Origin of the sequence: Algoriphagus boritolerans DSM 17298 = JCM 18970 (genome assembly GCF_900108085.1) — a bacterium.
Lineage (GTDB): Bacteria > Bacteroidota > Bacteroidia > Cytophagales > Cyclobacteriaceae > Algoriphagus > Algoriphagus boritolerans.
Map to the genome: position 1 here is coordinate 323260 of NZ_FNVR01000001.1, position 13479 is coordinate 336738.

At 44.4% G+C, this 13479-nt stretch carries 10 protein-coding genes and 1 pseudogene; 8 read left to right on the forward strand and 3 right to left on the reverse strand.

Features of this window, described 5'->3' with window-relative positions; translation table 11 throughout:
* Positions 1-149: 149 nt before the first annotated feature.
* The 4 genes from C4S61_RS01420 to C4S61_RS01435 all read left to right on the forward strand — a co-directional run bounded on the left by C4S61_RS01420 (position 150) and on the right by C4S61_RS01435 (position 4726).
* Positions 150-383, forward strand: a complete 234-nt coding sequence (locus tag C4S61_RS01420) for a YdeI/OmpD-associated family protein (RefSeq protein WP_235009721.1) — start codon at positions 150-152, stop codon at positions 381-383.
* Positions 384-863: 480 nt separating this feature from the next.
* Positions 864-1700, forward strand: coding sequence for an N-acetylmuramoyl-L-alanine amidase-like domain-containing protein (locus C4S61_RS01425; RefSeq protein ID WP_103923000.1), 837 nt, complete (start codon positions 864-866; stop codon positions 1698-1700).
* Positions 1701-1852: 152 nt separating this feature from the next.
* Complete coding sequence (locus C4S61_RS01430; protein ID WP_103923001.1) at positions 1853-3676, forward strand: Xaa-Pro dipeptidyl-peptidase; 1824 nt, start codon at positions 1853-1855, stop codon at positions 3674-3676.
* Positions 3677-3898: 222 nt separating this feature from the next.
* Positions 3899-4726 carry a sterol desaturase family protein gene (locus tag C4S61_RS01435; protein ID WP_103923002.1) on the forward strand — a complete coding sequence of 276 codons (828 nt, stop codon included), beginning with the start codon at positions 3899-3901 and terminating at the stop codon, positions 4724-4726.
* A gap of 5 nt (positions 4727-4731) precedes the next feature.
* On the opposite strand, the gene C4S61_RS01440 is transcribed toward C4S61_RS01435, so the two are convergent.
* On the reverse strand, positions 4732-5166 hold the full coding sequence (locus tag C4S61_RS01440) for a nuclear transport factor 2 family protein (protein WP_103923003.1): 435 nt from the start codon (positions 5164-5166) through the stop codon (positions 4732-4734).
* A 185-nt stretch (positions 5167-5351) separates the two neighbouring features.
* Here C4S61_RS01440 and C4S61_RS01445 point away from each other — a divergent pair.
* A pseudogene (locus tag C4S61_RS01445) lies at positions 5352-6162 on the forward strand (Gfo/Idh/MocA family protein); the annotation flags it as partial.
* Positions 6163-6177: 15 nt separating this feature from the next.
* Here the strand turns inward: C4S61_RS01445 and C4S61_RS01450 are convergent.
* Positions 6178-7623, reverse strand: a complete 1446-nt coding sequence (locus tag C4S61_RS01450) for a M48 family metalloprotease (protein WP_103923004.1) — start codon at positions 7621-7623, stop codon at positions 6178-6180.
* Between the two features lie 279 nt (positions 7624-7902).
* Complete coding sequence (locus C4S61_RS01455; protein ID WP_146064320.1) at positions 7903-8142, reverse strand: hypothetical protein; 240 nt, start codon at positions 8140-8142, stop codon at positions 7903-7905.
* 176 nt (positions 8143-8318) lie between these two features.
* On the opposite strand from C4S61_RS01455, the gene pta reads away from it, so the two are divergent.
* The 3 genes from pta (at position 8319) to C4S61_RS01470 (ending at position 13478) form a co-directional block, all read left to right on the forward strand.
* Positions 8319-10409: a phosphate acetyltransferase gene (gene pta, locus C4S61_RS01460; RefSeq protein WP_103923006.1), complete on the forward strand. Its 2091-nt coding sequence runs from the start codon at positions 8319-8321 to the stop codon at positions 10407-10409.
* 154 nt (positions 10410-10563) lie between these two features.
* Positions 10564-11760, forward strand: coding sequence for an acetate/propionate family kinase (locus C4S61_RS01465; protein ID WP_103923007.1), 1197 nt, complete (start codon positions 10564-10566; stop codon positions 11758-11760).
* Positions 11761-12545: 785 nt separating this feature from the next.
* On the forward strand, positions 12546-13478 hold the full coding sequence (locus C4S61_RS01470) for an RraA family protein (RefSeq protein ID WP_103923008.1): 933 nt from the start codon (positions 12546-12548) through the stop codon (positions 13476-13478).
* Position 13479: the final 1 nt, after the last annotated feature.

Below are 13479 nucleotides of genomic sequence, written 5' to 3' on the forward strand. Positions count from 1 at the left end.
AAGAGAAAACACCAAAACCCCAAGAGTCATCCAAACCATTCCCGTATCATTTGGAAAAAGTAAAATTTAAAAGCGCAACGGCCAATGTCGAATAGGCAGGCACCTTCGAACGCCCCAAACGAACTGGTTTATGGGATTTTATGGATGATGTGTCTCGGCTGATCTTGCTTCAGGACCTGCGGGATGAACGGGAAAAGCATGCCGGAGCTACCGAATTTTTTCATGCAATTAAGGACTCCAGTGAGCGTTTTGTCCTGCGGTGGCTGAAACTCGCTAAAACCAAAAAAACCAGAAAGGCTCGAATTTTAGAGTTGGCTGAGCTTTCCGCCAGGGGAGAGAAGTTAAACCCGGAATATGCATTAGAGCTCCTATTCCGAGCTTAAAATGCTTCAAAATCAATCGCTTTGCTGCATTTAACTCATTCACCAGAGCGGTGCTATGACTCATTCGTTAATTGCTTAATTTTCTTTTATTTAAAACTATCGTAACGAACTCTAATGCAAAATCCTGGTTAAAGTGGAGTTGAGATTCGGCCGGTCGATTGGTTTGGGAAGGATTAAACCCATTGGATTTTTCTACAGTTTACGTTTTAGTTTTAAGCAACAGTAAAATAGTCCAAGGTCAGTATGGAATTCATTGTCAAAGACGAGGAGCTGGTCATTCACTATATCCCCGGGAATGGGGCTTGGACCTATCAGCTGATCATTCCCAATACGAAGGAAATCAAGGGATAACCATGGGGCTGATTTTTGGCCGGAATTTGGATTGAATCCGAGCTGTTAACATATTTGATTCTGAATTTCTGAAGTATTATTACCAGATTGAATTCTTAACCTTCCCTTCAATACCAATTCTGAAATCTCATGCGCCTTTTAACCCTTTTTCTTTTCCTTTTTTCATTTTCGCTAAGTGCCCAAACCGTCTGCACGCTTGAAAGTCGTGATCGATTGGATGCGATGTTAACTGAGCTTTCTCAGGAAGATCTTTCTTCAAAATCGGTTAAGGAACTGACTGTTGAAATTGGGCAAAGATTTTTGGGAACGCCCTATGTCGAAAAGACGCTTGAACTCCCCGGTGAGGAAAAATTGGTCATAAACCTGACCGGTTTGGATTGCACCACCTATCTGGAGACCGTGGTGACTTTGGCCCGAATTGCTAAGTTGGGTAACCTGACTTTTGATGGGTTTGAGCAGGAACTTGAGCGAATCAGATATCAGGATGGGGTGAGAAAGGACTATTCCTCACGCCTTCATTACTTCTCGGATTGGATCTATCAAAATCAGGAAAAAGGCATCATCCGTGATGTCACCCTAGAAATGGGAGGAAGCGGCTATCCCAACCAGCCTACCTTCATGTCTGAAAATCCCCAATTCTATGCGCAATTGAGCAATCCTGATTTTTTGCAATTCATCAAAAAAGACGAGCAGGAGATTGCCAGCAGAACCTACCATTACATCCCAAAAGCAGAAGTCGAAAAATTGGAGAAAAACATCCAACCCGGAGACTTGATTGCGATCACCACTTCGATGAAAAATCTGGACATCGTCCACGTGGGATTTGCTATCGAAAAGAATGGACGGATTCACCTGATGCATGCCGGAACCGGAAATATGCAGGTAGAAATTTCCGATAAGCCACTCAGCGACTACCTAAAAGCCAATAAATCCCAATCGGGAATTATGGTTTGCAGGCTTTTGTAGGTGAACCTTTGAGGTTTTAAAAACCTCGAAGGTTTAGTGCTGCAGATTACCTTTGATTTTTATTTTAAAACATCCAAAGTCTATATTTAAAATCAGCAGAGAAAAAAACTTCTCCTTCCGAGAAGACTGTAAATTGATCATTTAACGCAATCATGATAAAAAACCGAACTAGATCAATCTTTACGATTGGTTTGTTTTTCAGCCTTACAGCTGCAATCGCCCAAGTCAAACCCATTTTCGAAAACGGAGAAGCCCAAGTGGTGCCTGAGCTCAAGGATTCATCCAATTGGATCAGACATGACCTGTGGGTAGAGACGGAGTTTGATACCGATGGGGATGGGAAGTTGGATCGGATGCACGTGGCTGTGACACGTCCATCACAGACTGAGACAGAAGGATTGAAGCTTCCCATTATCTATGCCAGCAGTCCCTACTATGCCGGGACAGCAGGCAATGCACCGATTTTTTGGGATGTCAGGCATGAGTTGGGCGCTCCCGCACCGCCAAGAAATACCACGGAAGTAGTTCGTACGGGAAAGCGACCGATCATTTCCAATTCTGAAATTATGAATTGGGTTCCCCGAGGCTACATTGTCGTGCATTCTTCTTCACCGGGAACTGGACTCTCCCAAGGTGCACCGACAGTCGGAGGAGACAATGAATCTTTGGCTCCCAAAGCTGTCATCGAATGGCTAACCGGCAAAGAAAACGGCTACACTTCCCCGGAAGGAAATGAAAAAGTAATGGCCTTCTGGTCAACAGGAAAAGTCGGTATGACCGGAACTTCCTACAACGGAACCCTGCCACTGGCCGCAGCGACCACGGGTGTAAAAGGACTTGAGGCCATTATCCCAATTGCACCAAATACTTCTTACTATCACTATTACCGTTCCAATGGTTTGGTTCGTTCACCGGGAGGGTATCTGGGTGAAGATATCGACGTCTTGTACGATTTCATCCACAGCGGTGATGAGTCCAAAAGACCCTACAACAACAAAACCGTTCGTGATACCGAAATGGCGCAAGGCATGGACCGGGCCACAGGCGATTACAATGAGTTCTGGGCAGGTCGTGACTACCTGAATGATATGGAACCGATGAAAGCCGCACTACTCATGTCCCATGGATTCAATGACTGGAATGTCATGCCTGAGCATAGCTACCGGATTTATGATGCAGCCCGTGCCAAAGGAATACCTCATAAGATCTACTACCATCAAAACGGCCACGGTGGACCACCGCCCCTTTCGATGATGAACCGCTGGTTTACCCGTTACCTTCATGGGGTAGAAAATGGGGTGGAGGACGAGCCCAAAGCTTGGATTGTACGTGAGCAGGATCCACAATCCAATCCAACAGCCTACGCCGACTATCCAAATCCGAAAGCCTCAAATGTGAATTTTTACCTCCAGCCCGGAGCACCTGCTGTTGGTTCTTTGAGTTTGGAGAGGGAAGCCTCACAGGAAAGAGAAACCTTGGTAGACAACTATTCATTTCCGGGTTCGGCTTTGGCGCAAGCGGAATATTCCGAGCATCGATTGCTCTACCTCAGTCCAGTGCTCAAGGAGGCGGTGCATATTTCGGGGATTCCAAAGATCACCATCAAACTCGCGTCTAATAAGCCTGCTGCCAACCTCTCGGTTTGGTTAGTTTCCCTGCCTTGGACCGAGGGACGTAATGCCAAAATCACCGACAACATCATCACCCGGGGTTGGGCCGATCCACAAAACCATGCTTCGATCAGCGAATCAGAACCCTTGGTGCCTGGTCAATTCTACGAAGTAAGCTTCGATCTTCAGCCGGATGATCAGATTATTCCCGCAGGTCAGCAGATTGGATTGATGATTTTTTCTTCGGATAAGGAATTTACCATTTTACCAAAACCGGGTACAGAACTTACGATTGATCTTGATGGAACTGTACTTAAGCTTCCGATAGTAGATGGAAAAATCGGGATGGAGAAAGCGGTGAAGTAGATGCCAATTTGAAAACTCAATTTGAATTTATGTAAAGCAATAGGAATGTGGCTTTAGACCATTCTGTGCAAAATCATAAGTTCATTGGGGCTTTAGCTAAATTCAGATCAGCTTTATGCTGATGTGTTTTTCTAAGGGTAATTTCAATCAGTAAATAAAAAATAGAATCAAAAAGAAACCTTCGAAATTTGAATCTGTTTAGTTATTTAAATACCCTGACTGATGGAATTCAACCTGGATTGGCTACTTAAAACGGATTATACCACGCCTTCAAATTTTTTGATCCTCACAGGGATTTTGCTGGTTGGAATTTTCCTGCGATACCTCGCTTTAGCTTGGATCTACCATGAGCTGGTTTATAAAAAGTTAGGAGACTTCAGACCATACAGAAGGCTTCATCAGCAGGTAAAACTCGGTCAGGTTCGGCGAGAGATTTGGTATTCTTTTTTGGGCGCAATCATTTTTGCCCTGGCCGGAACTGCAATGCTGATTTGTTGGCAGCGAGGCTATACTCAACTTTACACTTCACTTTCGGTATTGGATATCCTCTGGATTCCGCTCGCTTTTATTGCCGCGCTTTTCATCCACGAAACCTACTACTACTGGCTTCATCGCTGGATGCATCACCCCAAAGTACTGCATCGCTTCCATCACATCCATCACACTAGTTTGTACACAAGTTCATTTACTTCGTTTTCCTTTCATCCAGTTGAGGCTGGATTTCAGGCTATTTTCCTTCCTGTTCTGGTTTTGCTGCTACCCATGCATTTTTTTGTCCTGATTGGCTTGCTGATTACGATGTCGGTGACCGCGGTGATCAATCATTCGGGTGTGGAGGTTTACCCCAGTTCAGCGGTGAAGTCTCCCATGACCAAATGGATTATCGGAGCGACGCATCACGACATGCACCACCTCAAATACCGCTGCAACTATGGGCTGTATTTTACCTTTTGGGATCAGTGGATGGGGACGGAGGAATCGGGTTTTGAAGACCGGTTTTTAAAACATTCCGTCAAAGAAAAAAGTATACCGGACAAATTCACTTCTTAGTTTCTTTAGCTTTGTGGATAACGAAAGGACTGTCTTGCCAATAATTTCCACTCGCCTCTTTCCTTTACCCAAATCATCATCAAGCCCATATTGAGGCTGTTTGTCGTGCCGTTTAATTTGGAGAGGATTTCGGCCTTCACATTTTGTCTGACGATTGCCAAATCTTTCCCGTGAAAAGCGATAGTTTGATCGCTTACCTCCCAGAATTGATAATCTGAATTTTTAGCTTCGAATACAGCCACAAATTCCTCCTGATTTTCGATGGTACCAGCTGAATGTCCATAGCTGAGATTTTCTGAAGTGAGTTTTCGGAGCGTTGCGGCGTCCTCGGTCAGTAAAGCGGTCCTCATCTTTTGAAGGACTTCATCAACTTCTTTTTCAGATTGGGAAAATGCAAGGTTTGTGATGAAAAGAAATACTAACAGGAGCGAAAGTTTCATAATCGGTTAGTGATGAGGCTAGCGTTGATAATTCAAAGATTCAAAGTACAAAAAACCATCGGGATTTTCTTTCATTTCAAAAATGGAGGATGATGAACGCTATAAGTACGAGGCATTGTGTTGTAATATCAGTTTAAGGCTTTTTAAATGTTTTTTTTTGAACAAAGTATAAGTTCAAATTCCGCACTCCATCGTTTTTTAAATCTGTGAAAAGTATAGAGTCAGGGGCGATTGGACGCAGACTTTGGGCTAAATCCCGTGAAAATCACCCCGGACCGCATTCGGACTGGTTTTGGGATTTTGAGAAAGCAGGGAGTGGGGCAATCCTTGATTTAGGATGCTATTGTGGGGAAATTGCTAGGAATTTTATCGGAAAAGAGGTCCTTCCTGTGGAAGTAATTTGTTGGGCGAATACACAAGTGAAGCCGATAGACGCAGAAGGTCATGCCATCGAACTGGTCAACTATGAAAATGGCGCCATCGGACAGTTTGAAGTTTCCAGGACCTACAGAGGAGAAATGGATCTTAGGGATGAGGTGATGGGAACTGAAGGCACCATCTGGGTCAATTCATTTTTGCGAACCGGATTTGAGATGCTTTCGAGCGGAAAAGGGGAAGATTATGGAGTCGAAAAGGCAGAAACTTTATCAGGGTGGCTTTTCCCCGTCGGAGACGAAGCCCACGAGTTGGGCTATCCCGCGATGTTTGTGGATATGTTTGACTCGTTTGAAAAGGGGACGCCGCCCTCGGGAGACTTTCTATGACGGCCATGTGATCAATCCAATCTTGGATGCTGCGGCCTACAAATCAGCTAAAATCAAACGTTGGGAGGAAGTTCAGCTCCCTGTTTGGCTTGGAAAAAGGGGACCTACCTAGCCTTCCGTTTATCAGGAATTTGACTAAAACCATTGGCTTATAAAAGAAGAACTCCTGCCGAATGGCGATGGGAAAACGATCCTAAAGCACAAATCGACAGGAGAAATCATTACGAAGTAAGCGGGAGAATCCTGTTTATTTCCCGACCACCTTGATCAGTGTGCCTTTTTCCACCTGATCTGTCAATAGTAAACCATTGAGAATAGCTAGTTCATCGAAGCGTTCGGTTGGCATTTTTGCGTTTTGTAAAGCAGCTTGAAAACTCATTTTTTGAGGTACTGAATAGAGACGTACCACATCTGGCTTGCGGTTAAGTTTATCAGCATCTTTCAATTCCTTGAAATTCCTGGCTGTGGAAAGAAAAACCGGCTGATACTGCGGGAAATTTGCGAGGGCGGTGACGCCTAAAATGTGATAGGTATTTCCCCCATACTCAATCAAAGTGGAAAGAACTCGGATGGTTCCTTGCTCTTGCTTTTGATCGGCTATCATCATGAAGGCCGGCAACCCGTTGATGGTTTCTTTTTTGGATTCCACCAATTCCAATTTAAACTGTGTCAGGATTTTTTGGGCTATCTCCTCCATCGTACCTGTTCCGGCAAAAGAGAAAGAAAGTAATGCATCGCCGGCTTTTGGTCCCATTTGCACCTGTTGTGGCGTATTTTGAAAGTTCCACTGTTGAGGAGTAGGAAACTGGAATTTCAGGACGGGATGATAGAAGATATTGTTTTCGACAAAACCCTGCCGTGGATCCTCCCCCAAAACGATTCCATCAATGAGTTGTAGGTAAGCATTTCTATTGACTTCCGGATTGGTCAATTTAAGTTTTGACTTCCACTCCTCAGCAAGTTTTGCCACGGTCATGTTCCGTTCCGCAGGGGAGGGGTGAGTAGATAAGAATTCAGGGATTTCGCTGGCACCTTGCTTTGCCCCTTGTCTTTCCAGTGTGTTAAAAAATCCTGCCATTTCGGTAGCATCGTACCCGATTCGGGAAGAATATTCCACACCCAGTTCATCGGATTGTCGCTCCGCATCTCTGCCAAAACTCAAAAGTGCAACCTGCATACCCTGGGAAAGGGGCTCGGCAAAATTCGCCAGTTCCGGTACGAGCACCATTCCGGCGATCATTCCGATCTGACCCAGCATTTGATTTCGCTGCTGAATGACCGAGTGACGCGCCGTGACGTGTCCGATCTCATGACCCAAAACCCCGGCAAATTCAGCCTCATTGTTGAAATGAGCCATGATGCCCCGGGTGAAATAAACATAGCCTCCGGGTACTGCAAAGGCATTGATTACAGGGGAATCCACGACCTTGAAATGATAATCAAGTTTGGGACGATGAGAAACGGCCGCCATTTCGAGACCTTTCTCTGTAATGAATTTTTGAATTTGCGGGTCTTGGTATTCTCCAAAAAAAGCAGTGATTTCAGGGTCAGATTGCTGTCCCATGGCGATTTCCTGCGCCTCTGACATCAATACGACTTGCTTTTTTCCCGTCACCGGATTGATAGCGCAGCTGGTAGTCACAGCGAAAAGGACGGCTAAGCTTAGCTGTCCAATTAAAGTTAGGTTTCTCATAGTTTGGCGGTTGATGGGTTTAGTATTCTTTTTCAATTTAATCATTCAAAAAATCTGCCCCAATTCCTATACCATGATCAAAAGAAGTGATGTTTAATTTATTGATAGTTTAGGTTTCCACTTTGAAATTGTGAGCAATTCTTGATTTTGGGAGACCTGGTTCTGCTGTCTTCGGGCGCTATACTTTTATGGTTTTTTCTTTCCTGTGAACCTACCTGATGCCATGTCAGCCAAATTCACCTTACCGCTCCTTTCAGTGGAAGAGGTGACTGTACCGTCCTAAGTTATCCAATTGCCCTGAATGGAAAATTCCAAATGGATGACACTTCCATTCAGTATTCTCGTGACAGGAGAATCTCCCGGCTGACCGGTGTGGATGCCAGTGATTTTTTCTCCTTCCCGCTTCAAAACAAAACTTGGCGATCCGCTGCCTGCGTCGGTTTGGACATTCATGACCCAAGTTCCTGAAAAATTGATCGAGTTTTGGGCTTCGGCATTGAATCCAATGAAAAAGCGCAACAATACGGTTGAGAGAATGGTATTTATGGTTATATCTGTTTTGGTTTATTGGTTATTCAGTTATTGAAAAAAGAGTAATTTGATTATCCGACCTGATCTTTGTCAGGAAAATCCCGAGATTAAAGCTTCAATTTTGAGGAAAATTTACATACCACGAATTATTGTTTTTTGCCATTATGACCAACGCCATTTACCTCACGACTACCGAGCCTTTTTCAGGAAAATCCATCTATGCGCTCGGACTAGTCAATCTGCTCGCAGGCAAAACGGATAAGATTTCTTATTTCAAACCCATCATTACCGTTGGGAAAAAAGAGAAAGACCGTCGACTGACGTTAATCAAAGAGCATTTTAAGCTTGCCCAGGCTTATGAAGACATGTTTTCATTTACCATTCAAAAAGCCTTTAAAGAAATCAATCGAAATAATGAGGCTTTTTTGATCGATGCAATCATCGAGAAGTTTAAGCGCCTTCAGGAAAGTTCCGACTTTGTCGTGGTCGAAGGAACTGATTTTGCGGGTTTCAGCTCCAATGTGGAGTTTAACGGAAATGTATCTATTGCTAAAAATCTGGGAATTCCTGCGGCAATTATTCTCAACTGTTCCCATAAATCGGATGTGGAAATTGTGGAACAGGCAATTTCTACAACGAATGCATTCCTTTCAAATGGGGTGCAAGTACTCACCCTTGTCGCCAATAAAGTGGAGCAGGGAAAGGAAACCGAACTCCTGAAAAAACTCACACAGGCATTGCCAAAGGAAATTTTAATATCTGCGATTCCTGTGCATCTGGAGTTGAGCAATCCCACCATGGAGGAAATCCGCGATGCGATGGGTGCAAAGGTTTTTTTTGGAGAAAACCTGCTTACCAATCGGGTAGATCACGTGATCGTAGGAGCGATGCAGCTGCGAAATTTCCTTCAAAGAGTGAAAAACAACACCCTGGTCATCACCCCCGGGGATCGGGGAGATATTATCATCGGAGCGCTCCAGGCTAATATTTCCAAGAATTTCGGTAAAATCGCCGGTCTCGTCCTATCCGGTGGAATGCTTCCGGAGGATTCCATCGTTCAGTTGGTGGAGGGCTTGGAGACGGTTGTCCCCATCCTTCAAGTTGAGGAGGCCACTTTTGAGGTGGTGACTAAGATCAATGACATCAAAGCCCGCATTTCAGCAGATGACAAAGAAAAAATTGCTATCGGAATTGGACTGTTTGAGCAGGCTGTGGATGAGAAAGCACTGACCGCCAAACTTGTCGGCTTTCACTCCGATGTGCTCACTCCGAGGATGTTTCAATACCAGCTGGTGAAGCGGGCCAAATCGAATAAAAAACATATCGTTTTACCCGAAGGAGAGGATGATCGGATCCTGCAGGCGGCTGACCAGCTAATTAAACAAAATGTGGTCGAATTGACGATTTTGGGAAATAGAGAGTTTATAGAGCTTACCGTGAAGCGGCTTAATCTTTCGCTGGATTTGGATGCTGTGAAAATAGAAGCTCCGGTGAGTTCCATTCGATTTGAGGAGTATGCGCAGACGCTTTTTGAGCTGCGAAAAAGCAAGGGACTTACCATTGAAATGGCACGTGACCTGATGCTCGATGTTTCCTATTTTGGTACCATGATGGTCTTCAAAGGCCATGCAGACGGAATGGTCAGCGGGGCGGTTCATACGACACAGCACACGATTCGACCTGCATTGCAATTCGTCAAAACCAAACCCGGCGTGGCGACAGTTTCCTCGGTTTTTTTTATGTGTTTGCCAAACCGCGTTTCGGTGTTTGGAGATTGTGCAGTAGTGCCCAACCCTACCTCAGAACAGTTGGCTGATATTGCGATTTCTTCAGCAGAATCTGCCAAAATGTTGGGTATCGAACCAAAAATTGCCATGCTTTCCTATTCCTCGGGTTCGTCAGGTGAAGGAGAAGACGTGGAAAAAGTCAGGAAAGCTACCCAACTCGTCAGAATTCGGAGACCGGAATTAAAAGTGGAAGGGCCGATCCAATATGATGCAGCGGTTGACCCTGAAGTAGGACGCAAGAAAATGCCGGATTCGGAAGTTGCAGGCCAGGCAAGTGTGTTGATTTTTCCGGACCTCAATACCGGAAACAATACCTACAAAGCCGTACAGCGGGAAACTGGCGCTATCGCCATTGGCCCGATGCTGCAGGGCCTCAATAAACCGGTGAATGACTTGAGTCGGGGTTGCACCGTAGTCGATGTGTTCAATACAGTGGTGATTACGGCGATTCAGGCGCAGGAAACTTGAATTCAATGACCAATGCTCAATGACCAATTTTCAATTACCAAGGAGGAGAAGTCCTTGATAATTGAGTTTGATGATTGATCATTGAACATTTCTCAATAACTCAATTTCTAATTACAACTTCCCAACTTCCCAACTTCCCAACTTCCAATCTTCCATGAACATCTTCGTCATCAACTCCGGCTCCAGCTCGATCAAATACCAACTCATTTCCATGCCGGAGGCAAAAGTGATTTGTGTCGGAATGGTAGATCGGATAGGTTTGGAAGGCGCCAAAATTGAATACAAGGCATTCTTACCTTCCGGTGAAGTCAGTCTAACCGAGACCAAACGGATTCCGGATCATGCATCAGGCTTGAACGCCGTAGCGGAATTATTGACCGATCCCAAAGTGGGAGTCATCTCCAATCCCGATCAGGTTCATATTGTAGGGCATCGAGTCGTGCATGGTGGGGAGCAATTTTCCAAAACCCAATTGATCACTAAGGAAGCCAAAGCAAAAATCAAGGAGCTTTTTCCATTGGCCCCCCTTCACAATCCCGCCAATTACCTTGGGATAGAGGTTGCCGAGACCATTTTCACCAATGCCAATCAGGTCGCTGTCTTTGACACGGCATTTCATCAGACCATGCCTGAGGTGGCTTATCGAATGGCAATTCCCAATGAATTCTATGAAAAACATGGCATCCGGGCCTATGGTTTTCATGGGACGAGTCATAAGTACGTTTCGGAGCAGGCAATTGATTATCTTGGAAAAGCCGATTCCAAAATCATCACCGTTCATTTGGGCAATGGTTGTAGTATGGCAGCGATCAAAGATGGGAAATGCATGGATTCCAGCATGGGATTGGGACCAATGAATGGCCTGATCATGGGAACCCGTGCCGGAGATTTGGATCAATCGGTGATATTTCATCTGGTGAATCAACTTGGCTATTCACTGGATGAGGTGAATACCATCCTCAATAAGAAAAGCGGAATGCTGGGTTTGACAGGTTTCAGCGATATGCGGGATATCCGAAAACTATATGATGAAGGTGACAAAACGGCAATTCTTGCCTATGCGATGTACGCCTATCGGATCAGGAAATACATTGGGGCCTTTGCCGCTGCGATGAACGGGCTGGATGTTCTTGTCTTCACAGCGGGAGTGGGAGAGAATGATAGGTTGACCCGAAAGCTCGTCTGTCAGGATATGGATTTCCTGGGTATCCGATTGAATGAATCAAAAAACGAAATACACCAAAAAAGCCTACACGAGATCCATTCATCCGATTCTCCGGTCAAGGTTTTGGTCATTCCTACCAATGAGGAATTGGAAATTGCGATGCAGTGCTTTGAGCTGATTGGATAATCATTTTTAAAAAAAGATCAACGTCAATTTTTAGTTTGGTAAAAAACTTCCAACTAAAACCTATAAAAGGTGGAAATTGAACCAAAAACTTAATCTGGTAAAACTTGAAACCCTTAAATTTTTTAAGAATTCGACAAAAACGATTTTTGTTAGGGCTTTTTGTTAGGCAATTGTAAAAATAAGCAGTGTCAAAGAAGTCTATTTGTGCATTTTTTGCACTAACAGACATAAAAAGGCCAAAAAAATCTCTTATTTAAAAAACCGATCAAACTGGGTGAGACATTATCTTCAAAAGGTTTCAACTTTTTAATCTCCCGACCCTTTTCCATTTTTTCCAAAAAAACATTCCAATCATTTGATATTTAATCGAATGAGAACTACCTTTTATTAGCTAATCATTGTTCATTCATTCCTATGGAGGAATTTTGCTTAGTGACAAAAGCCCAAACCTAACCCAGTTTTTATGTTCCCGGAAAATCTACAAAGATTCTCCAGCTCCTATTCACATGAATTATGGATAGCTGATTTTTTGATTTTAGGAATAAAGCCGAAATTGAGATTCGTCATAATTGTACCTTTTCTCAAGTGGATCCCAACTAAATTTCTTAATTGGCAAGATCCCATTTTCTCTATTTTTGGTTTGAACCAACTTCCAATTCAAGAGCCTCTTTCAAATGCTGAAAAGCCTATCCAGAAATTCCTGTTTCACCAGAATCCAGATTTATTCCATTTGTGTCCAAAGAAACTATTCAACGGAATAATTAATAAATACAAGATACCTATCTATGAAAAAAGCCTTTCTGACCTTCCTGTCGCTTTTTTTGGGATACCAAGTCGTCATTTCCCAGCAGATCAGCAAAGAAGAGTTGATTTTCCTCACCCAGGAGTGGAAAGGGGAGCGATTTGAAGATGGCAGACCAAAGGTACCGGACGAAATACTCGACCGCATGCATCTCGTTACCCATGATGAAGCCTGGGCAGTGATGAAAAACGCCGGGTATTTCTATCAATATGCTGATGGATGGCAAATCATCAATCCGGACAGCATTCTGATCGGAAGGGCCGTCACAGCTACCTTCATTCCCGGCAGACCAGATATCCATGATGCAATCGATGCCCGAGGAAAGGCGGAAGGGAAAAAAGGCCAAAACTCCTGGCCTGTAGATGTCCTGATCAAACGAGATGTCTACGTCGCAGACCAGTTTGGAATCCATGTCAACGGACCGACCATCGGGGACAATGTAGGCAATGCCATCTATGCCAAAACCGGGAATGGAATCGTATATCACGGAGCTATTCGCGATATCGCAGGATTGAAAGAGTTACCGGGATTTACTTCCTATTTCTCTTCCTATCATCCTTCCCATCACAACCAGCAAGGCAATCTTAATACCATGCTCGTAGGAATCAACCATCCCACGCGGATCAAGCAAGCTACCGTGATGGCAGGGGATGTTGTCTTGGGTCGGGATGGGGGAGTATCATTTATTCCGGCTCATCTGGCAGAGAAAGTGGTCATCACTTCCGAGATCGTCAGGCTGAGGGATATGTTTGGTCATGAGCGAATCCGGGAAGGAAAATACACTGCAGGGCAGATCGATATGAGATGGGCGGACGACATTGAGCGGGATTTTTCGCAATGGCTCAATGAACGTATCGATCAGCTGCCGGTGCCCAAAGCTCAAATTCAGGAATTTCTCAAAAATCGAACTTGGTAAC